At 44.5% G+C, this 23,344-nt stretch carries 15 protein-coding genes; all 15 read right to left on the minus strand.

Features of this window, described 5'->3' with window-relative positions:
* The 15 genes from AC121Z_RS08570 to AC121Z_RS08640 all read right to left on the minus strand — a co-directional run bounded on the left by AC121Z_RS08570 (nucleotide 1) and on the right by AC121Z_RS08640 (nucleotide 23,302).
* Nucleotides 1-4,848: an NAD-glutamate dehydrogenase gene (locus tag AC121Z_RS08570; RefSeq protein ID WP_498123617.1), complete on the minus strand. Its 4,848-nt coding sequence runs from the start codon at nucleotides 4,846-4,848 to the stop codon at nucleotides 1-3.
* 213 nt (nucleotides 4,849-5,061) lie between these two features.
* Nucleotides 5,062-7,386, minus strand: coding sequence for an efflux RND transporter permease subunit (locus tag AC121Z_RS08575; protein ID WP_498123618.1), 2,325 nt, complete (start codon nucleotides 7,384-7,386; stop codon nucleotides 5,062-5,064).
* A gap of 8 nt (nucleotides 7,387-7,394) precedes the next feature.
* Complete coding sequence (locus AC121Z_RS08580; protein WP_498123619.1) at nucleotides 7,395-8,420, minus strand: WD40/YVTN/BNR-like repeat-containing protein; 1,026 nt, start codon at nucleotides 8,418-8,420, stop codon at nucleotides 7,395-7,397.
* A gap of 70 nt (nucleotides 8,421-8,490) precedes the next feature.
* Entirely contained in the window at nucleotides 8,491-9,858 is a 1,368-nt protein-coding gene (locus AC121Z_RS08585) for a DUF1329 domain-containing protein (RefSeq protein WP_498128195.1), read from the minus strand.
* 11 nt (nucleotides 9,859-9,869) lie between these two features.
* The gene (locus AC121Z_RS08590; protein WP_498123620.1) at nucleotides 9,870-11,951 is read right to left on the minus strand and encodes a DUF1302 domain-containing protein; all 2,082 of its coding nucleotides are present in this window, start codon (nucleotides 11,949-11,951) and stop codon (nucleotides 9,870-9,872) included.
* A 153-nt stretch (nucleotides 11,952-12,104) separates the two neighbouring features.
* Nucleotides 12,105-12,359 (minus strand): DUF2835 family protein, encoded by a 255-nt coding sequence (locus AC121Z_RS08595; RefSeq protein WP_498123621.1) that lies wholly within the window; start codon nucleotides 12,357-12,359, stop codon nucleotides 12,105-12,107.
* Between the two features lie 5 nt (nucleotides 12,360-12,364).
* Nucleotides 12,365-14,920 carry an aminopeptidase N gene (gene pepN / locus AC121Z_RS08600; RefSeq protein WP_498123622.1) on the minus strand — a complete coding sequence of 852 codons (2,556 nt, stop codon included), beginning with the start codon at nucleotides 14,918-14,920 and terminating at the stop codon, nucleotides 12,365-12,367.
* 7 nt (nucleotides 14,921-14,927) lie between these two features.
* Entirely contained in the window at nucleotides 14,928-16,409 is a 1,482-nt protein-coding gene (nhaC, locus tag AC121Z_RS08605) for a Na+/H+ antiporter NhaC (protein ID WP_498123623.1), read from the minus strand.
* A 9-nt stretch (nucleotides 16,410-16,418) separates the two neighbouring features.
* Entirely contained in the window at nucleotides 16,419-17,753 is a 1,335-nt protein-coding gene (locus AC121Z_RS08610) for a sodium-dependent transporter (RefSeq protein ID WP_498123624.1), read from the minus strand.
* A gap of 112 nt (nucleotides 17,754-17,865) precedes the next feature.
* Nucleotides 17,866-19,902 (minus strand): carboxy terminal-processing peptidase, encoded by a 2,037-nt coding sequence (gene prc / locus AC121Z_RS08615; RefSeq protein ID WP_498123625.1) that lies wholly within the window; start codon nucleotides 19,900-19,902, stop codon nucleotides 17,866-17,868.
* Between the two features lies 1 nt (nucleotide 19,903).
* A complete protein-coding gene (proQ, locus tag AC121Z_RS08620; protein ID WP_498123626.1) occupies nucleotides 19,904-20,554 on the minus strand; it encodes an RNA chaperone ProQ in 651 nt (216 codons plus the stop codon).
* 20 nt (nucleotides 20,555-20,574) lie between these two features.
* Nucleotides 20,575-20,862 carry a hypothetical protein gene (locus tag AC121Z_RS08625; RefSeq protein WP_498123627.1) on the minus strand — a complete coding sequence of 96 codons (288 nt, stop codon included), beginning with the start codon at nucleotides 20,860-20,862 and terminating at the stop codon, nucleotides 20,575-20,577.
* Nucleotides 20,859-21,311: a GAF domain-containing protein gene (locus tag AC121Z_RS08630; RefSeq protein WP_498123628.1), complete on the minus strand. Its 453-nt coding sequence runs from the start codon at nucleotides 21,309-21,311 to the stop codon at nucleotides 20,859-20,861. The genes AC121Z_RS08625 and AC121Z_RS08630 overlap by 4 nt, the downstream gene beginning before the upstream one ends.
* Nucleotides 21,312-21,318: 7 nt before the next feature.
* Nucleotides 21,319-21,996: an SIMPL domain-containing protein gene (locus tag AC121Z_RS08635; protein WP_498123629.1), complete on the minus strand. Its 678-nt coding sequence runs from the start codon at nucleotides 21,994-21,996 to the stop codon at nucleotides 21,319-21,321.
* A 76-nt stretch (nucleotides 21,997-22,072) separates the two neighbouring features.
* Nucleotides 22,073-23,302, minus strand: a complete 1,230-nt coding sequence (locus AC121Z_RS08640; RefSeq protein WP_498123630.1) for a nucleoside recognition domain-containing protein — start codon at nucleotides 23,300-23,302, stop codon at nucleotides 22,073-22,075.
* Nucleotides 23,303-23,344: the final 42 nt, after the last annotated feature.

Genomic DNA, 23,344 nt, shown 5'->3' on the forward strand with positions numbered 1-23,344 from the left:
TTAATGGTTTGCCTTAACGCTTAACAGCATCAATTCACGTAAAGCGACAGAAAACTTCGCAAAATCATGCGTCGTGCTGGTTTTAAACTCAGACATCATGTGATACCAACGTTGTAGCAGTACTTTATTGGCATCCATCCATTGCTGCAAAATGACTTCTGCATTTTTCTCATCAGGCGAATTAATTAACAACGAATTCGCAATTGAACGTTGTTGCCAATCGAGTTCTTCACGGTAGGATGCCCGCGCCAGCGCCTGCCAATGATTACTCACTGATTGGTTGTTAATTTGATCAAGGAACCAATGCAGCTCCAGTTTCGAGCCTAACTGATAATACAGTTTTGCCGCAACTGCATTACCGCGCTTATCTGTCTGCGCGATCTGCGCCAGATCTAGCGCGCAGAACATATTACTAAAGCTAGCCACTGAGCGTGCTACTGTATCTGGCACACCATGCTTGATTAGTTTATCAGCAGCGCGTTCAACTTGCGCATATTCCTCTGGTACAAGGTATTCAGAAAGATTATCGCGTAAGTCTCTATAAACATCACTGTATTGCGCAATTGCGTCCTCAATACCTAACGCTTGATTACCATGGCGCAGGTACCAGCGTGAAGCGCGGCGTATCGTGCGCCGTGCTTGGTCTAACATACCTAGCTGCACATCTGCCGGTACTTGATTGTCTAAGTCTTCAATTTCGCGCCACAGATCGCCGATCCCAAAGATAGATTTTACCACTGAATAAGCAATCGCAACCTCAGACACTGTTGCGCCAGTTTCTTCCTGGATCCTGAACATGTAGTTCAGCCCCATGTCATTAACAATTTCATTGGTCAATTTAGTGGCAATGATCTCGCTACGCAGAGGGTGGTTCTGCATTTGTTTCGCAAATTTCTTGCGCAGTACTGCTGGGAAAGCATTCAGCAACAACCGGTCATAATAAGGGTTCTCGGTGATCTCTGGTGTATTCAACTCATCTTTTAACACCATTTTACCGTAAGCGATTAGCACCGATAACTCAGGACGAGTGAAGCCACGATCAGAAGCTAAACGATCCGATACTTCATCATCATTAGGAATAAACTCTAATTCCCGATTCAACGAACCTTCGCGCTCTAGGCCATGAATAAAGCGCAACTGTTCTTTGATCAAACTTGCACCAGCGCGCTCGGTAATCGAAATTGATAAGGTCTGACGATAACAGTCTTGAATAACAATGTTAGCAACGTCATCGGTCATGTCATACAGCAATTTATTGCGCTGTTTAACCGTAAGCTCACCATCATTAACTAATGCATTGAGCAAGATCTTAATGTTGACTTCGTTATCCGAACAATCAACACCACCAACGTTGTCGATAAAGTCAGTATTAACACGACCGCCAGTGCCAGCGAATTCAACCCGACCGAGTTGGGTAAGACCGAGATTCCCGCCCTCGCCTACAATCTTAACGCGTAAATCTTTACCGTTGACGCGCAAGGAGTCGTTCGCACGATCGCCAACTTCGCTGTGGCTTTCCTTGCTACCCTTAACATAGGTTCCGATCCCACCGTTCCAGAGTAAATCAACTTCCATCTTAAGAATGTTGTGAATAAGCTCATTAGGTGGCATCGCATTCTGCCGTGTACCTAACCACTTCTTCATCTCTGGACTTAGCTTAATAGATTTGGCGGAACGTTCAAAAATACCACCGCCTTTAGAAATCAAGCTACGGTCATAATCATCCCAAGACAGGCTGGGATTTTCGAATAAACGCTTCCGTTCTTGATACGTTTTTGCTGCATCAGGATCGGGGTCGAAGAAAATATGCATGTGATTAAACGCAGCAATAATACGTGTGTGCTCTGACAACAACATACCGTTACCAAACACGTCGCCCGCCATATCACCAATACCGATACACGTGAAATCTGTGGTTTGACAATCAATTCCAATTTCTCGGAAGTGACGTTTAACCGATTCCCAAGCCCCGCGTGCGGTAATTCCCATTTTCTTGTGGTCGTAACCGATGCTACCACCAGAGGCAAATGCATCACCCAACCAGAATCCGTATTCTTCGGAAATACCGTTGGCAATATCTGAGAATGTTGCTGTTCCCTTGTCTGCTGCAACAACCAAATACGGGTCATCTTCGTCTAACCGCACAACATCCTTGGGATGCACAATCGCACCATCCACAATGTTATCGGTTATATCTAAGAGACTACGAATAAAGGTGCGATAACACGCTTGTCCTGCTTCAAAAATAGCCTGACGACCTTGATCAGTAGGTAAATTTTTGCATACGAATCCGCCTTTAGCTCCAACCGGAACAATAACCGTATTCTTTACTTGTTGGGCTTTAACCAAGCCTAAAATTTCAGTGCGGAAGTCTTCTTGACGATCCGACCACCGCAGGCCGCCACGCGCTACTTTACCACCACGCAAATGTACCCCTTCCACTTCTGGCGAGTACACGAAGATTTCAAACTTCGGTAACGGCAAAGGCATATCCGGAATGTTCTCTGGAAGCATTTTAAAAGATACGTAAGCCTTGGGTTTGCCGGCCGCATCTTTTTGATAGAAGTTGGTACGTAAAGTCGCCTTAATTAAATCTAAATAGCGACGAATAATTCGGTCGTCATCCAGGTTCGATACATTGTCTAGGTGCTTTTCAATGTCCTCTAAAATCGCTTCGGATTTCTTCGGATTTCGCTTAATCGCTGGGTTAAATTGCTGCTCAAAGTATTTAACTAAACTTTCAGCAATCAAAGGATATGCCGCTAATGTACTGGCAATATAGTCATGGCTGAATGAAGACCCAATTTGCTTCATGTATTTGGCGTATGCACGCAGGATTGTTACGCTGCGACCGGTTAAATTAGCCCCTAGGATCAAGCGGTTGAAACCATCATCTTCAAGCTGATTGTTCCACACTTGCGAAAATGCGTGTTGGAATAATGCCTGTGCTGTTTCCATATCAAAATCTTGCACACGCTTGTGCAACATTTTGAAATCCATGATCCAATTCACGTTACCTTCAGCACAGGTTACTCTAAATGGACTTTCGTCAATCACCCGCAATCCAAAATTTTCCAACATGGGTAAGACATCAGATAAGTGGATTGGCTCGTCTTTGTGGAATAATTTCAACTTGACCACATCACTGTTAGACGGCTCTTCTTGTGGGCGATAAAACAGCATGTCGAGCTTTTTATCATTGGATAACAACTCAAGTCTCTCTATATCGACTAGAGCTGCGCTAGGTAGGTTAGACTCTGTGTAGCTGCGTGAGAAAGCATTCGCATAGCGCTGCTGAAGTGCCTTACCGGCTGCTTCACCATGCGCAGAAACGATAGCGTTAGCTAAACGGTCATTCCATGTTTTGGTTAGCTCGATTATATTATTTTCAATTTCCTTCACATCGTATTCCACGTTGTTATCTTTAACGCGCGCAATGTAATGCGTGCGGGCATACACAGATTCAGAGAAATACGTGGTAAATTCTACGTCTTCCTCGCTGCCAAATGCTTGTTTTAATAGGGCTTGAGTTTCTTTACGTAACTGAGTGTTATATTTTTCCCGCGGCACGAATACCATGCATGAAATAAACCGCCCAAAAATTTCCTTACGCATGAACAAACGCGTGATACCGCGTTCTTGCATTTGGAAAATACCGAGGATGATGTTGGTCAGTTCCGCATCGGTACTTTGCAGAATCTCATCGCGCGGATAGGTTTCAATGATATTGACAAACGCCTTAAACGCGTGAGTGCCTGGCTCAAGACCCGACAAACTGCAAACCCGCTCGATTTTCTCTCTAAGGACAGGGATTTGTGTTGCACTGCTGTTGTAAAAGGAGGCTGAATACAACCCTATAAAGCGGTGTTCTCCAATAACATCGCCTTTATCGTTAAATTCTTTTATCCCCACATAATCCATGTGCGCAGGGCGATGCACTCTCGACCGTGTATTCGTTTTAGTAAGAATGAGTGGGTTTTGACTCAAAGCAGCTCTTTGTGCACTCGCCGCCATTTTCGAAATTAACCGATCTCGATCGGTTTGTGAGTTTTTCATCAAACCTAAACTTGATGCGTTATCGGGTACCCATCGATGGTCACCTTTAATTGCTTTTACGTCATAGTAACGATAACCCATTAGAGTGAAGTTATGATCCGCTAGCCATTCTAAGAATGTTAGGGCTTGTTTCTTAGCATCTGCGTTCGCAATACCTGCTTTGTCTGAATCAATTAACTTGATCACGGCATCTAAGCGATCGCGCATCGGTTGCCAATCGTTGACTGCTAACGAGACTTCATCGACCACTGAGTGCAATTCATTGGTTAACTGCTTAATGGCAGCTTGTGAATTTTGCCGATCAATTTCAATTAAGAATACGGTTTGTTTAATAACGCCTGCAGTTTTGCGTTTTGGAGGATTGTCTAGAAACTCCACCACACTTTTATTGGCATCGCGTTTAATGGTGATTGGACTATGCAGTAACAAGTGCGCAGAAATTTCCATGCGATTTAACGCCATGCGCACCGAGTCGACCAAAAATGGCATATCATTTACGATGATTTCAACAATGGTGTGACTACTGCGCCAACCGTGCTTGGCGATCTCGGGATTGAACACGCGGATAGTAGGTTCGGCTGAATCGAAGCGCTCAAATTGATGCCATAGACTCAAAGCAGCACCATACAAGTCACTGTCATTGCGATCGTCTAAATCGTCTGCCGCCATATTTGAGTAAAGGCGTTGAGCAAACTGTTTAACTAGTTGAGAGAAAGCCGCGTCGACATTTTTGTCGATCATTTTGTATACGTTTTCGAGGAGTACAGAGTGAGGCTTTGTGGCGAATGTCATTCGTTAACCTTTATTATTGTCATCGCTTTCGCGAGATCGTGTTTAAATACAACGCATTAGGCGCCTATTTTCACTAAATCTCCACGCTTTGAAAAGCGATAATTTAACGATTAATTTACACTTTAGATAAGTATTCAAATTAAGCAATAAAAAAGGGCATATTATGCCCTTTTCGTACTTATTTATGCGTAATTTACTGGTCTAACCAATGGGCTAACAATTTTTGCTGCGGTTAAACCAAAGTAAACGCGCAATCGCCGGCAATACGACTATCGCTCCAAGCATATTAACGACAAACATGAAGGTTAATAGAATCCCCATATCCATCTGGAATTTCAGCGCTGAAAACACCCATGTACTCACGCCGACAGCCAAAGTTATACCGGTGAATAGTACCGCACTTCCCCGCTCCTTTAATGCGTCTAAATAAGCATCCTCTACCGAAGCGCCTTGCTTCAATCGAGCACTCATCGTTGACAGAATGTAAATACCATAATCAACACCAATACCCACACCCAAAGCAATCACCGGCAAAGTAGATACGGTTAATCCAATCTCTAGCAATGTCATCAACGCCTGAGCCAGCACCGATACAACGTAGAGTGGGATAACCACTGACAAGGTCGAGCGTAACGACTTAAAGCTTAGCAAACAGAGTAAAATGACCGCGCCGAAAACATACAGCATCATTGGGTCCTGCGCAGCGTCGACTGCTTCGTTAGTTGCTGCCATTACCCCGACGGGCCCTGAAGCCAATTTAAACTTGAGTGTATCAGTTTCGAACTCGGCACCGTACGCTTTAACTGCATCAACCACTCTAGAGATAGTTTCTGCTTTGTGATCTTGCATAAATAAAATCACAGGCATCACTGAACAGTCACCATTGAGAAGGCCTGACGACGTGGGTACGCGAGAAATCGCTTGTACTAGTGTTTGTTGATTACGAGGCAGGATCTGCCATTTGATATTGCCTTCGTTGTAACCAGCGTTAACAATCTTAGCCACCGAAGCTAAAGATACCGTCGATTGCACCCCGGGCACATTTTCCATGCGCCACTGGAAATCGTCTATGGCGTTCATCACTTCGTAAGATGTACATGCTTCTGGAACCGTTTCGACGATCACCGAAATGTAATCAACCGTGATTTCATAGCGGTCGGTAATTAAAAAGGTATCCTGGTTGTAACGACTGTATTCATGCAGTGCTGGAGCCCCGGCATGTAGATCGCCTATTTTCATATTTTGCGATTGTAAGTAGCCGAGTACAAACAACAAGCCAGTCACCAAAACGATTACGATAGCGGTACCTTTCTTAGAACAAGCGGCAACCGCATTCCAGAAACGATCCGAGCGATTTTCTTTACCTGCAAATTTGCGCTTGTAATTATCGTCCAGTTTCAAATATGACATCAGAACTGGCAATAACAATAAATTGGTAAAGATAATAACTGCAACACCCATACTTGCAGTGATGGCAAGTTCCCGAATAATCCCTATATCAATAACGAGCAGTGTCATGAAACCTACGGTATCTGATAGCAAGGCAATGCCGCCTGGGATCAATAGAACACGGAATGCATCTTTCGCCGCTTGAAATACCGATAAGCCCGATACAACATCCTTACCCACCGCATTGATCATTTGCACGCCATGAGAAACGCCAATTGCAAAAACCAAGAAGGGAACCAAAATAGACATCGGATCTAAACCAAAACCTAATACTGTCAATAATCCTAATTGCCAGATCACAGCTATGATTGAACACAGTAATGGCAAGAATGTCAGCATCAGTGATTTACAGAAGAAGTAAACCATAAACGCGGTGATCACGATGGCAATAGCGAAGAATAACAATACGTCTTTTGCACCATCAGCCACATCACCAATCATTTTGGCAAAACCAATGATGTGAATAGAAATTTTGTCGCTTTCATACTGGCCGCGCAGCTTGTCTTCAAGCTCCGCAGCAATCGCTAATGTATCAAGGGCCTCGCCTGTTTCCGGATCGATATCCAGTAATTGGGCAGTGACCATGGCACAGCTATAATCGTCTGACACCTGACGACCAACAATTTTAGCTTTTTCAATATTGGCTGCTACCAATTGTAGCGCTTCTTCGCTGGTAGAATTAAAGTCGGCCGGGATCACCGGACCGCCGGCGAATCCGCCTTCAACAATTTCTGTAAATCGAGTAGATGGAGCAAATAAAGAAATAACTAATGAGCGGTCAACACCATTAATAAAGAAGAGTTGGTCATGTACATTTTTTAACGTATCGAAAAAATGTGTATTAAAAATGTCACCGCTCGTATCACACACAGATACCAAGATATTATTCGCACCACCAAAATCTTTGCGATGCTCCATGTAGGTTTGCATATATTCATGGTTGAGTGGGATATTCTTTTCAAAACCAGCATCGAGTTTTAATTGCGTAGCGCTATATAACAATCCCAATGTGATTAGAGAAAACACGGCAATAACAACCATCCGGTTGTTAAAAACAAGGCGTTCTAAAAAGTGGCTGATCGTCGACATAAAGCGTCCTACTTCAGGTTGAGCGGCTGCAATCCATCTGCAGTAACTGCGACGAATTGTTGATTATTAGTGACTACAGTTGCAATAGCACTTTTACTATTCAACTGTTGATATTGGATGCCATTAGCACCACAATCAGCATTCAGATTGGCGCGCAAGGTGGGCAAATCCACTGACAATATGGCTCCGTTATTCCCAACAATCAGCAGCTGATTTTCAGCAACTTCGACTATCGAGTTAAGGGTTGCGGTTGTACAACTATTTACCGAACGCCACTGGCCATCGTTCATGAGTACATAAACAGCTCCTCGCAAACCTGCAGCTATTTTAAAATCTTCGCTCATTGGATGAATATCAAAAAAGGAACCCGCATAGTCTAGCGGATAACGATTCCATGAACGCCCCTGATCATTACTCCAAGCCAATAAGCCCATTTCACCGGCAGCATAAACCTTATCATTAAACTCATACACGCGATTAATGTGTGGCAGGATTGAGTTGAGTTCTTGCAGGTAAAACGCTTCATCTTCCGCTCGTATCTCTTCGAGGTACTCAATGTCTAACGGGTTCAATAGCGTAGCGTGTTGCTCGTTTTGCCAGGTTTCGCCGCCATCAGTCGTGCGATAAAACAAACCGTAAGCACCAACAGCGATGCCTTCTTGAGGATTAAAAAAGTGAATATCTAGGATTGGACGTTCTAATTCAGGCTCATTAAGCTGAACAGACCAGGTTTTTCCTTTGTCTGGGGTAAACATAATCGTTGCATCATGACCAGCAACAAATATCCCCTCTCCTGCAATATCTACAGCAGTCAGCGTGGTCGCAAGTGGTAAGGAAACTTGTTCATATTCTGGACTTTCAGCAGCGGAAACCAACACATGACCACGCTCGCCAACAACTACTGAGAACTGTTTGCTGGCGGCATCCAGTAACAAGGATTTTTCAACGAGCGGAGCCTGAAAAGTATCAGCCTGGGTAAAGAAACTGGCTTGCAGTAAAAAACTAGCTAAAAGAACGGAACGTTTTCTTATCATAATCAACCACTTATAAAAAAAGCGGTTGGCGCTACCGCAATAGCACCAACCGCTCTAGTTTGCACGATTATTAACGCTTACCTTCGCGACGCAATGCCGAAGCCGTAAACTCTTTCTCATCTGGACGGATGGTGAAATCATACATTTTCTCTTCATTATCCAATCCTATGGCTAAGTAACGACGCGAGTTAAGGTCATGGTATACATCAAGCGTAGACCAATGTGTCGGAACATCATAATAATTTACACCATATGCTAACCCGACACGATACAGTTCGCCACGATTATCATACATATCAGCAACATGGATCTGCCAGCTATCCTCGTCAATATAGAATACACGCTTCTGGTAAACGTGGCGGAATTCAGGCTTCAATGTCGCTTCAACAACCCATACGCGGTGTTTCTCAAACCGTGTTAAATCCGGATTAACGTGATTAGGTGTCAAGATATCTGCATAACTGGACTTATCACTGTGCAATTTGTAGTTATTATAGGCAATATATAACTCTTGTTTACCCTTTAACTCCCAGTTGTAGCGGTTAGGAGAACCGTTAAACATATCAAAGTCATCAGTGGTACGTAGACCGTCAGCCGCAGTTCCAGGCGTATCATACGCAATGTTAGGCGCTAAGCGTACACGACGTTGACCGGTGTTATATGTCCAAGCCTTCCGCGGCTCCTTAATCTGGTCAACGGTTTCATGCACTAACAATGCAGTACCAGCCAAACGAGCAGGCTTCGTTACCTGTTGCTTAAACATGAATAAGATATTTTGTTCTAGCAATTCTTCCGGTGTAACACCTGGACGCGCGTAGTTAATAAGAAGCTCTTCATCGAACCCAATAACATTATAGTCACCACTTGCTGTAACAGCTGCCTGACCACCGAAGCGTGCAACAGCTTCGCCACGGTAACGTAAAATGTGGTTCCAAATCGCCTCTAAACCATCTTGTGGAATTGGGAACGGAATACCAATAGCTGCGCCTTTAAGTCCATTACCACCGTCGAGTAGCTCAGCACGTGTTGCATTCGCTTTGGTCGCATCATAAATAGCTTGGGGGTTTGATGCAGTGCGACGCGTCTGGTACACCGGCATACGGTACGTATCAGGATAGGTAGCAAACATTTTCTTCTGACCGTCACTCAGAAGATCCGCATATTCTTGGTAGTTAGCCGCAGTAATTTCAAATAACGGCTTATCATCAGGGAACGGGTCAATATGGAAACCACCGGGAACAAAACCTGCTGGAGCTGAGGTTATACCGCCATCCCATGCTGGAATTGAACCATCGGCATTGCCTGCCTTTTCTGCACCCAGAGGGGTTAAAGAGGCACCTAATTTCGCTGCTTCATCAGCACTTACTTTGGCTAGCGCAGTTTGACTTGATAGCGCTAAAGCCATAGCGGCTGCCAGCATTCCAAATTTTTTCATCATCATACTTCTTCCTAGATTGCGTACTTAATATTGAAAGACACAAAGTCACGATCAGATAGTGGATTAGCTGTACCTGCACCATCCCAGAATGCATTATATGCAGCGGTAAATGACCAGCGACTTAAATAGTCAAAAGTAAAGCTGACATTCGCTGACTTAACGTCTTCAGTGAATAAGAACAAAGGATTTGGTGTAGTACCGTTGACATCATGTGAGAACGTAACACGGGTACGTAAGTTCACCCCAGAGAACACGTTGTTATGATCAGCTACAGCCAGCAAACGATAGCCCCAAGCAGTCGAGGTTGCGAATTCGTTAGTTTCAGGGCCGTCTGATAAACCGATATGTAAACCTTCACGATTATTTATACTTCCATCAGGGAACGTTGTCGGTTCGAGCGATGGCGTACGTGCTGTTCCAGGCGTCTCTAAACGAATAACATTCGGATCAGGAAAATCTTGAATGTTAACCACACCCACTTCGCCCAAAAGAATAAAGTTGTCAGTGCCTAACACCGGACCAAACACATGAGACGCTGTCATCTGCGCTTGGATAGTATCAGAGAATAACACACCGTCTACAACTCCACCGGGCACTACAGTTCTACCCGTGTTGCTGTATTGTGAGATACCCGCTAAATCAGGTCGCAAACCAGCCGCAGCAAGCTGCTCTGGCATTGCAGCGTACAGCAATTCAACATCATCCATTTGTAATGGTTCATCTTGGCGATACGCAATTTCACCGGCTAGCGCAGTAGTACCTACGTTAGTATTGAAGCTAAAGCCGTACAGTTTGATATCTTCAGGATAAACAAAACGCGCTTCAGCGAACGTATTCAACTCCGTGATATTAAAGCGATTAATTTCTTCAGCAGTAGCTAGGAAAGCCAAATCACGCGCAATCCCTGCCTGGGTAAAATCTGACGCAATACCATTAATTAATGGGCGCTGACTGTGGTAATTGATATGGTACAAGCCGAATTCAGTCCCATTTAATTCTTCAGCGAAGTAACCGATCTTAATACCATATTGGCCCTGGTCATCCGCATCATCATGTGCATTGTCGCTCCAACCACGAACGCCCACCTTCGTACTGTAGGCTAATAAAGCACCACTGACTTGAGCAGGATTCGCACCGGCCTTTAATGCATCACCCAAACGGTTCATTTCCGTCATCAAATGATCAAGGTCGATATCAGGGTTGCCGGTAAAACCTAATTGGATGTTATTTTCCTGACCACCCTCACCAGCGAAATCGTTAGTAGCGAAGTAGCTACCAGCAACTGGAAGTAAACTCTTTTCCCACTCGTATTGATAGTACGCAGATAAGCTTAAATTCTCAGTAACACCCAAAGATGCAAAAATCATCCCTACCGGAATGAATACTTCCTTAAGTTCTGCACCAGGTGCGCGTGCGCGTGGCACGTCCACAGGGTTTGTCGTATTGATACCGTGCTGAATAAAAGTACTTTCACCCCAGCTCACTACCTGATCACCAATACGCAACGACAAAGGCATATCACCAACCCACAGGTCCGCATACGCAAATGCATCGAGCAAACGGATATCTGCACATAGTTCGTTACGCGCTTCAGGATCATCGCAAAGATCAACTTCTTTGCCGGTTATTTTATTTTCCCAAGAGCGGCTGCCATTGAGCAATTCAAAATCGTAAAAATAGAAACCACGCGCAAAGAAACCAAAGTCACCATTACGAATGTCAAGTTCATGCAAGCCAACTACCTGAGTCGAGAATGCATCACCTTGGTCAAACGCTAAGTTCCCCAAGTCGCCGTTAGTGCTATACGAGCCTTGGCCGCGTGTGTAAGACCAAACATCAGCCGATGGGTAAATGACATTGGTCGCCGCGTTATAACCCGTCCAATCGAACTGGGGTAAATTGCTTTTACCAATGAGATCACGATCACGCTTTTCTGTACGGATACTCGTTGCTATCGTAAAGTTGGAGTCAAGACTGATTTCAAAATCCCCGACTTCCCACGTTTTTGCATTCACATTACATGTACCCGCAACAAGTGCTGCGATTCCAATTGCAAGAGGTGTTCTTTTGAATGCACTAGGCCTGTTTGTCATCGTTTTTATTCTCCTGAGCCGTTAACAAAAGTTAATGGCATTAAGACCGTATGTAGACTAATTAACAAAATGATTACATCATTTGTACGCAATCGCAAGGACAAATCGTACCAGTTGAAAAACAATTCGTCGGCCGCTTAATAATTCGTATATTTATTGAGCAGGTGAACGATGCTCATGCGTGCTAATTTGGGTAAAGCTTACAATCTTGTGTTGCAACGTGGTCACCAGCTTAAACCTTGCATGGATCCCCTTGGGACCAACGAAAGGCCGCAGATTTTTGGTTGGCAACTGGACGCGCAAGCCGGTCGTCGTAGTCACGACCACCGTATTGCTGCCTTGCATATAAAGCCGCTCGCATTCAGCATACGAAACACAAATAGATATTTCATATTCATTGTAGCTCATGCTCTTTAACTCGCGAGGCTTTTACTCACTTTCTCAAACACATCAGGACTGATTTGCGGATTATCGACTAACCGGCATAATTGCGCCTGTATCAGGTCTTGCCGGTGTTGGTCAAACTTCTTCCAACTCAAAAGAGGCGTAACGATACGCGCGGCCACTTGTGCGTTGACTGCGTCGATTTCCAACAAATGATCAACTAAAAACTTGTAGCCACTCCCATCTGCCGCGTGCAGCCATGGTAGATTGTAAAATGCGAAACTGCCTAAAATCGCACGGATACGATTGGGGTTTCGAATCGAATACTGTTTATGCGCCATTAGCAATTGCATGCGTGCAAGAATATCTGGTCGGTCGCAGGTGGCGTGCAAAGCAAACCACTTGTCAAGGACGAGCGGATCGTTTTGCCAGCGTTGTTCAAAATCAGCCATTAACGACTCGAACACGTCGAGATCAGATACCTGGGCACTCTGCAGCGCAGTTAATGTATCCGTCATATTGTCAGATTGCATATAGAGATTGCGAATCGTATTCGCAGATAAATGGGACGCTGCAGCCAAACGGACTATTGAATTTAAACAGCGACGCTGGAGTATACTTTCAGCGTCATAACTGTACATATCTCGGGGTAATAGCTGATCAACCACTTCATTCATGATGGGTAGACACGCTTCAGCAATACTCCGTTTAACCTTGGTGTAGGCTGGAATTAATCGGTCTAAATCGACTTGCGAACAATCAGCGACGATCGATTCTAAACTAGGCACCGCTAATACTTCACTCAACAATTCAAGGTTTGCTTTATTATTGTGCGCAAAATCAGCAAAAATTTGTGCTGTTTCTGATGGCATAAATTCACTCTGTGCCGCACATTGCGCCACACCGTGCGCGAACAACCGTTGGCTTGCATCCCAACGGTCAAAAGGATGTGACGCGAACTGCATAATTTTTGCAAGTTGCTGATGACTATAGTCGACAGCGACTTTTATCGGCGCGCGAAAACCGCAGTTAATCACTACAGTGTCAGAATCTTCGGTATTTAAAGCTATATCGACACTGTCACTATCGAGCCAAATAATACGCTCGCCACTGGCCTTAATGGCATCTCCTGAACCGCTGATGTGTTCAATAGAGAGCGGGATCAACAACGCTGCTTTACTGTCTTGATCCGCCGTGATTGGTGTCTGCTGACTTACACGTAACGTTTTGTCATCCAATCGTTGCATTGAAACTATTGGCGTGCCTGATTGTTCATACCAGCGTTTAAACAACGTCAAGTCGACATTATTAGCGTCTTGCATTGCATTGACAAAATCATCACAGGTGACTGCTTGTCCATCGTGTCGGGCAAAGTAAAGCTTCATCCCCTTCTTGAAACCCATTGCGCCCAACAGCGTCCACAGCATGCGGATCACTTCTGCACCTTTATCGTACACCGTCACCGTGTAAAAGTTATTCATCTCGATAACTTCTTGCGGGCGGATGGGGTGACTCATCGGGCTCGCATCTTCTGCAAATTGATGCTCACGCATGACCTTTACCTGCTTAATGCGCGTTGATAATTCTGCGTTAAATGTTTCACTAAATAACTGATCGCGAAATACCGTCAACCCCTCTTTTAAGGACAATTGAAACCAATCGCGGCAAGTCACTCGATTGCCCGTCCAGTTGTGAAAATATTCGTGTGCTATGACAGATTCAATGTTGAAATAGTCATCATCAGTCGCTGACGCCTCATCGGCTAAAACATATTTACTGTTGAAAATATTTAGGCCCTTGTTTTCCATAGCGCCCATGTTGAAGAAATCCACTGCGACAATCATATACACGTCGAGGTCATACTCTAGCCCAAATGTGTCTTCATCCCATTGCATCGCACGCTTCAAGGACGCAATCGCATGCCCACCACGAGTCGCGTTATGCTTATCTAAATAGAGCTCTATCGCTACGTCGCGTCCACTGCGTGTAGTGAAGCTGTCGGTAATACACGCCAAATCGCCAGCCACCAAAGCAAACAAATAGCACGGTTTAGGATATGGGTCTTGCCAAGTGACCCAGTGTGAACCGTCGCTATTTACGCCTTCTCCGATTTTGTTGCCATTCGCCAACAGTTGTGGGTATTTAGCTTTGTTTGCGGTCAAGGTTACTTCATAGGTGGACAACACGTCAGGTCGGTCCATGAAATACGTAATTTTGCGAAACCCTTCTGCCTCACACTGCGTGCAGAAGGTTCCATTGGATAGGTATAAACCCTCTAATGAGGTATTTTGACTGGGATCACACTGAGTTGTTATGGCCAGTTCAAATGACGCAGGAACATCATCCAAAATCAATTGCGTATCAGTTTTGGTGTAAATAGACCAGTCCGCACCATCAAGCTCAAGCGCGAGTAAATCAAGTCCTTCTCCATCCAATACAAAAGAACTCGAGCGCCCATGCAGACGCTTAACAGAAAGACGAGAGAATACCTTAGTGCAACTCTCATGCAGTCGGACCTCAAGCTTTACGGTTTCAATTGAGAACGCCGGAGCGGTGTAATCGGATAATCGTTTAGCCTGTTTCATAACGCTTTCACTTTGATTCTTGTGGAGAAATATGACCTTCTAAATTAGGCGGTGTTACCCGTAGGATCTTAATACCCAAGTACGCATATACAACGGCTAAGATCGGGCTTAGCCAATTAAAGAACGCATAGGCAAAATAGGTAAATGGATGAACGCCTAGTACACCATGCATGTATGCTCCACAGGTATTCCACGGGATCAACGCTGAGGTGATCGTTCCGCCATCTTCCAAACTCCGTGACAAATTCAGTTGATTCAGCCCGCGGGATTCAAATTCTTCTTTAAACATGCGACCCGGCATAACGATGGCCATATATTGATCGGCAGTCACTAAATTTGTCCCAATACAGGTTAAAATAGTGCGTGAGACCATATCGCCGGCTGACTTCGCCCCTGTTAATATGGTACTGACCACGCGCCTGAGTAAGCCAATTTTATCAAGCACTGCGCCAAACGACATTGCACAAATGATTAGCCAAATTGTGTTCAGCATACTTTCCATGCCACCCCGACTGAGCAAATCATTTAAGTTTGTGTCTGGCGTACTAAAGCTAACACCCGCAAATAATGCCGTCCATACCACGGTCACGTTTCCCAACCAGCCTTGGAACTCACTGGTATTCATTGCTGCTACGACATCAGTTTGGAATAACAGTGCCCAAACACCGCCTAACAATGCACCAATAGAGACAGCGGGGAATGCGGGTACTTTTTTTATCGCTAGAACTAACAGCACAATCAGCGGGACTAACAAATGCCATCCGAGTTCAAACTCACCTTGCAGAAGGGTTTGCATTTCTTCTATACGTGCAGAAGAAGCCTCTAAATCCTGATTAAACCCTAGGATTAGAAAGAACACCAACGCTAATCCAAAACTTGGGATCGTTGTCCACAACATATAACGTATATGTTCAAACAACTCGGTTCCAGCAACCGCTGGCGCAAGATTTGTTGTTTCACTGAGTGGTGATATCTTATCGCCAAAATAAGCACCAGAAATAATCGCTCCCGCCGTAATTGCAGCGGACATTTCCATCCCTGCAGCAACCCCCATAAGGGCCACACCGACAGTCGCAGCAGTCGTCCAAGAACTACCAATACTCATCGCTACGACCGCACAAATAACGCAGGTAGCAACATAAAAAATTGCGGGATTAAGCAATTCAAGACCAAAATAAATTAAGGTTGGGACGGTACCCGCCAACATCCATGTCCCGATTAATGAACCAACTGCTAGCAGGATCAGGCAGGCACCCAGTGCCATTGAGATCCCTTTAATAATGCCCTTTTCAATGGCTTGCCATGTATAACCATTTTTTAAACCGATAATGGCTGCAATACCCGTAGAAATCAGGAGTGCGATTTGATTGGGCCCATACGATGAACCATCGCCAAATATAAACACGGCTCCGCCCATCATAATAATTAAAACGATGACAGGGATCAGCGCATCCAATAAAGAAGGTTGTTTTAGTTGTGTTTCGGACATTGGCACTTCCTACAGCACTGAGCGGATAAACATAAAGAAAATAACAACTGGGCAAATGAATTTCACATACACGGGCCAGATTTTCCAGAACAAGGTTTTTTCAATCTCTGGCGCCCCTTGCTGCAACTCCTGTAATAAACCATTTCTATTCCAGACCCAACCGGCAAAAATACACAGAACCATTCCTAATAGCGGTTGGCTATATTGTGTCGTAGCGGTGATAACTAAGCCAAAAAGCGTTGAAAAATTGAAAATTATAAGCGTGCTTAGCGCAAATATTATCAGTGTTAGGATCCAAACTGCACGTGAGCGCGGTACTTTACGATTCTCAACCATATACGCTACAGGTACTTCAAGCATTGAAATAGAAGAGGTTAAAGACGCGATAACCATCAGCGCAAAAAATGCGAACGCAATAAATGGCCCAATGGTTTCTATGGATGCAAATAACGCAGGTAAGACCGTAAATATCAGTTGGTCTTCGCCAATTAACGCACCCGATTCGGTAAAGATTTGTACACCGTTGTGTAAAGCAACGTACATTGCAGGAATAATTAGCATACCGGCTAGAATTGCCACACCGATATCGACTAACGCAACCGATGCTCCGAGCGTTGGTAGATTCTCTTTATTGCTGACATAAGAACCGTAAACAAGCATGGTGCCAACCCCTAGTGACATACTAAAAAAAGCTTGCCCCATCGCGCTTATGAGGAGATCTGGATTGAACACTTTACTGAAGTCGGGAACGAGGTATGCTTTCCAACCGTCGACAGCGCCCGCTTGCGTGCTAACGTAAACGATCAACATTAAGATAATCAGAATAAGCGTTGGCATTAGACGTACTGACCAACGTTCAATACCTTGTTTTACACCGCCATTGACTATAAATGCGGTCAAACCGAAAAACAACGCGCAGAATAATAGATTGCGCTCAAGCGAGAAGCCAATCATCCAATCGGCGGTGTTTACTGCGCCGACATAACGCACCATCGCTTCAAAGAAATAAGCAATCATCCAGCCACCGACAATTGCGTAGAATGCGAGGATTAACGACACTGTTACACAGCCCCATAAACCAACAGCACGACCTAAGTTATTGCCGGAAATTTTACCCAGAGCATCAACCATATTGGCCCGCTTAGCACGACCAATCACTAACTCTGCCATTAGCACTGGGTAGGCTAATACGAACGCCAGAAGTAGATAAACTAAAACAAACGCTGCCCCACCGTTTTCAGCAACCTGATTGGGAAAACCCCAAATGTTACCTAATCCAACGGCTGAACCAGCAGCGGCTAATATAAAGCCAAAGCGAGATGAAAATTCTCCGCGAGCACTCATGCATATTCCTCTTAGTTATTATTCTGTTATGCATTCGCCTAAAGACGAGAAACGGGCTTTAAGAAAGCCCGTCAAAGTGTGAAAGATAGCATTATTAATTACAATTGTAGAATTAATTTGTCCGAATTGCGTAGCGTCCTGTCTCAATCATATCCACTGTGATATTTGCTGCTTCCAACAGGAACGGGTCTTCAAATTCAAGATCTTCAGGAACGTCATCTAATGCCGTTACTGGCTCAAGCCCCATGCGGACCAAACGTTCGTTAGTTCGTGCAAGACGTTTTTCATCAGCGTCGCGTTTTTTGGCTAAACGCTCAGATTCAACCAGGCTGATGTACTTTTCATCCTTGTGAGCACGATATTCAGCAATGTCTTCATATAAGTATTGAAACTCTGGATCTTGCATTACACGCTTTTGATGCTTTGCGGTTAGCACGTCAAGTGCTTGTTGACTGTCACCAAACGTCATGTAGTTAGCGCGACTAATACTGTCCCAAGGTAGCGCATTTTCTTCCTGACTTTCACCCCACTCTTCTGGTTCTACTGCGCTAGGATAGGCAATATCAGGCACTACACCTTTGTGTTGGGTGCTGCCACCATTGATGCGATAAAATTTAGCAATCGTGAATTGCACACTGCCTAAAGGGTTGTCGTAAAGGTCATAGACTCGGCCTAGTGGACGGTGCTGCTGGACAGTCCCTTTGCCAAAAGTTTGCTCACCGATAATCAATGCACGATTATAATCTTGCATTGCTGCGGCAAAGATTTCCGAGGCAGACGCACTGTAACGGTCAACCAGAACGGTTAGTGGACCATCATAGTAGACTTTACCATCAGTATCTTTGTCGACTTTTACTCGGCCTTCACCATAACGTATTTGCACCACGGGTCCCTTCTCAATAAATAGACCAGTGAGCAAAATAGCTTCAGGTAATGATCCACCGCCATTACCGCGTAAATCTATGATCATTGCTTTGACGTCTTGCTCGTTAAGTTCGTCAATTTCTCTCTTAACATCTTCATGCAATGCATTATAAAACGAAGGTATTTCGATAACTCCAACCTTTTCCCCTTGATTTGGACCGGTCTCAGGGATAATAACTTTGGACTTCGCTTCGCGGTCTTCTAATTTAATCTTGTCGCGTACTAGAGCAATCGACTCAAGCGCCTTGCTATCGCCACTGCCTTTCATGACTTGCAAACGCACCGTACTGCCCTTTGGTCCTTTAATTAAATCGACCACTTCATCTAGACGCCAGCCTATAACGTCAACAAAGGGCTCATCATCTTGACCGACAGCAACGATTTTATCTTCTGGCTTTAGTTTGTTTGAAGCATCTGCAGGACCGCCAGCGACGATACTTTTAATTACCGTGTAGTCATCTTCACTTTGTAAAACTGCGCCAATCCCCTCAAATGACAGATTCATATCCATTTGGAAACGTTCCGCATTGCGTGGGGACAAATAACTGGTATGGGCTTCAATGCTGCGCGCGAAAGAATTCATGACTGTTTGAAAAACGTCTTCACTCGTTGTTTGCTGCAAACGTTTAATCGCCCGTGTGTATCGCTTCTCTAGCAGTTCTTTAATTTCATCTGGCGACTTTTCAGCCAACTTTAAATTTAACGCATCATACTTGACCCGTTGACGCCATAACTCGTTCAACTCAGCCTCTGTAACAGGCCAATCCGCTTCATCACGGCGATAATGGAATTGATCACCGGCGACAGTAAAATCAAACGGTGTTTCTAGCAATGTCAATGCATATTCAAAACGTTCAACCCGCTTCGCTAGACTAAGTGCATACATCTCATAGGCTAAGGTCAAATCACCTAACTTGATCGCCTCGTCAAATTCAGTCTTGTGTGCAGCAAACTTGTCTATATCCGCCTGCAAAAGAATATTTCTATTACTGTCGAGGATGCGCAGAAACCGTGTAAATATTTTTTCCGACAATGCATCGTCTAATACCACTTCTGAATAATGAGCACGCGTAAACATTCGCGACACTCGCTTAGCCGCAGCTTCATGTTGCGACTCTTGTTGCAAAATTGGCAGTGACTCGATTGTCTCCGTGGTAGGTGCTGCACTCGCAAACGCGACCGCAACAAAAGATGACAACAGGGATAGACGAAGCATTTTTTTCATATTACGACCTCTTGGGACTCGCCAAACGTAACGCATCCTCAGCAACTTTTACTACCATTCCAGTATCTAGTTGCACGTGAATACCATCTTTAGCTACATCAGTAATTACTGCTGGCATGGGCACTTTGCCAAGTTTAACTGTAACTTTAGTACCTACGACGATGTCGTCCGTGGTTAATTTCTGTGGAGCAGGCTTGTTAGAGCGAGTATTAGGGGAAGAAGTTCCGGTTTTCTTAATACCATTCGACTTCTCCGTTTTACCTTGACGCGACTTTTCATTGCGTTTTTTCGGTGTGCGTTTCTGATCTTTGCGTTTCTCAGCAGCAAGCGCCTTACTTTCGGCTAATTGCTTTTGTGCATGGTCAGCATGTTCAGCCTCTATCGCGGCGTCTTGCTCTCCGGCTAGGTTTACACGATGTGCCCCTACGACTACGGACTCAAGATAACGCCAGCTGTTAGTGTAATGACGTAACGAGGAACGCAGTAAGGTTTTACTGACTTTAGGCTCATCTTGTAAAGCTTCGGCCAAGTCTTGAAAGATACCAACTTTTAATGGTTTCGCTTGACCAGAAACTGAGAAACAGTTGGGGAATTTTTCGGCAAGAAATGCGATGACTTCTTTGCTATTAGCTAACTTTTCAGTGCTATCCATTGAGAGTGAAACGCTGTAATTTAATCTTCTTCATGATCTGAATCATCCCAAGTTGCTAGCATTTGGTCAACCCAATCCGTTAAATCATCGTCATCAATATCGCTAAGTTGTTGCTCATTGACCCAAAATTCCCACGTATGTTGCAACATTTTTTCTAATCGATGCAGTGGAACATCGTCTGGAGATTTCAGATACACCGCATGCAGCAGCAGGTTTAGACTATCGCTTGCTTGCTCTGGATCATCATGAAAATCATCCAAATCACTAGGCGTTGATAATACCGTATGAATATCAATAAGTTCTTTCAAATTAAGGTCTCTTCAAACAGTTTGACTATACTTTGCAAGCCATGGGCTTCAACTTCGCTAAACCGCGAAAACAATGGCGAATCAATATCTAAGACGGCTACGACTTTGCCGTGTTGAAAGACTGGAATAACGATTTCAGAATTAGATGCTGCATCACACGCGATATGCCCTTCAAATTTATGTACATCATCAACAACCTGGGTTTGCTGAGTACTTGCTGCGGTTCCACACACGCCTTTCCCCATCGGGATCCGAATGCAGGCAGGTTGTCCTTGAAACGGTCCCAACACTAATTCGTCATCGATAACTCGATAAAAACCCGCCCAATTTAAATCAGGCAGTTGATTAAAAAGAAGTGCACTAATATTTGCCATGTTGGCAATAATATCGCTTTCTCCGGTTATTAGTGACTTGGCCTGAGCGGCGAGTAATTGATAATCTGTATTCATGGCGTCCTTATTCGACTGCAAAAGTGACTGATAATTGTGCGCTGACAGCTTGTGTACCGGGCACGGCGCTCGACATTTCGGCATCTGCCGCCATCATTCGCATACGCATAACTGGTTGATGGTTTATAGAGTTTTCTGACACTGAAATCAATGCACCTAGCTTTGCGCCGGTCGGTTTTAACAGTAGTTTCGCCTTGTTTTGGGCATTTTCCATCGCGGCAACTAGCGCTTGTTCGTACAGCTTGTCCTGCTGACTAATAATAAAATTGAAATTTTCCATCCGGTTTGCCCCTGCACGCAGCACGCCATCGATCAACGTATCGTACTGTTCTAGTTCCGTATGCGTAACTGAAATGGTGCGGCTTAGAACAAATCCAGCAGCCTTCGACTCGCCATTAGAGTGTCTTTCATAATACGGATTAAGCCGAATTTGCATGGTTTGTATGTGTCGCTCAGCAACATTATTATCCCGTAAGAAAGCTATAATCTGCCGAGTTTTTGCAGTGACCTCTTGATTCAATTTGGTAACCACTGTGCCTTTCGTCTCGACAACGAAAGTAATTGAAAATGCATCAGGCACAGCACTAATTGCAGCATTACCTTGCACAATTATGACTGACCTTTCGCTCGCTTGCGCAAGCGACGTGCACCACAACATAAAAATTACACTGAGAACTTTATACATCAGAAACTCCTTTAGGATAGAAATAGCAGTGTAAGCAAGACCAGCTTAATGCAATCTGAACAAGGCAATAGCCAAATTAACCAAAAAACCAATAACTAACAAAAATAGCCGCCATGATCCCAGCAACATCAGCCGCCAAACAGCAGCCGACTGCATAGCGACTGTGCTTGATCCCTACCGCACCTAAATAAACAGCAAGCACATAAAATGTTGTTTCCGTTGACCCTTGCATCACAGAAGCAAGTCGACCGACAAAAGAATCTGCGCCGTGAAACTGCATAGTTTCAATCATCAATGCCCTAGCACCAGAGCCACTGAGGGGTTTCATCAGCGCGGTTGGTAGCGCCTCAACCCATCGGGTGTCAAGCCCGAACAAAGCGACAAACCACGCTATACCGTCTGCAACGGCTCCCATAACACCGCTTGCACGGAGCATGCCTATAGCAAATAACATAGCTAATAAAAAAGGAATGATCGAAATTGCAACCTCAAAGCCCTTTTTAGCACCCTCAACGAACAGTTCGTAAGTATTTTGCCCTTTCCGCCACCCCGCGACTAACACAATCACGATAAACGACAAAAGCACAAAATTAGCAATCAACGAAGATTGTTGCGCCAATTGCTCAGTAGCGAGGTTTGCAAAATACAGAACGATACTAATCAGAAGGCTAAATAAGCCCAGTAAATAAAAAATAACAACACGGTTAAATAGATTAACCTTTTGTACTGCGCAGGTAACGAAAAGTCCTGTAAGTGTTGAGGCGCTTGTGGCTAATAAGATGGGAATAAAAACATCGGTTGGTTGCATCGCTCCTTGTTCTGCGCGGTACAAAAACACTGCAATGGGGAATAGAGTGACAGAAGAAGTGTTGAGGACTAGGAACAAAATCTGACTATTGGTTAACGTATCCTTTTGTGGCGCCAACGTCTGCATGTCCTGCATGGCTTTAATACCAAAAGGAGTCGCGGCATTATCTAATCCCAACACATTGGCAGACATATTCATTGTAATACTGCCAATCGCTGGGTGACCGCGCGGAATATCAGGCATAAGACGACAAAGCAGAGGCTCAAGCACTCGTGATACTTTGGCAATTAACCCCGAATGCTCAGCAACGTTGAAAACCCCTAACCAAAACGCCAACAATCCAATCAGTCCAATAGCAATCTCAACGCTCAATTTGGCCATCGCAGTGACTGATGCCATGGTCGTCTCAAACGCGCCTAAATCACCAGATATAAAGACTTGCCAAACAGTGCTTAAGAACGCGGCAACGATAAAAAAAAGCCAAATGCGATGTAACATTTTTTCTGACCGTTTTGTTCAACTGGAGCCAATGTTACACGA

This window comes from Alteromonas sp. DYW1, from assembly GCF_059752595.1.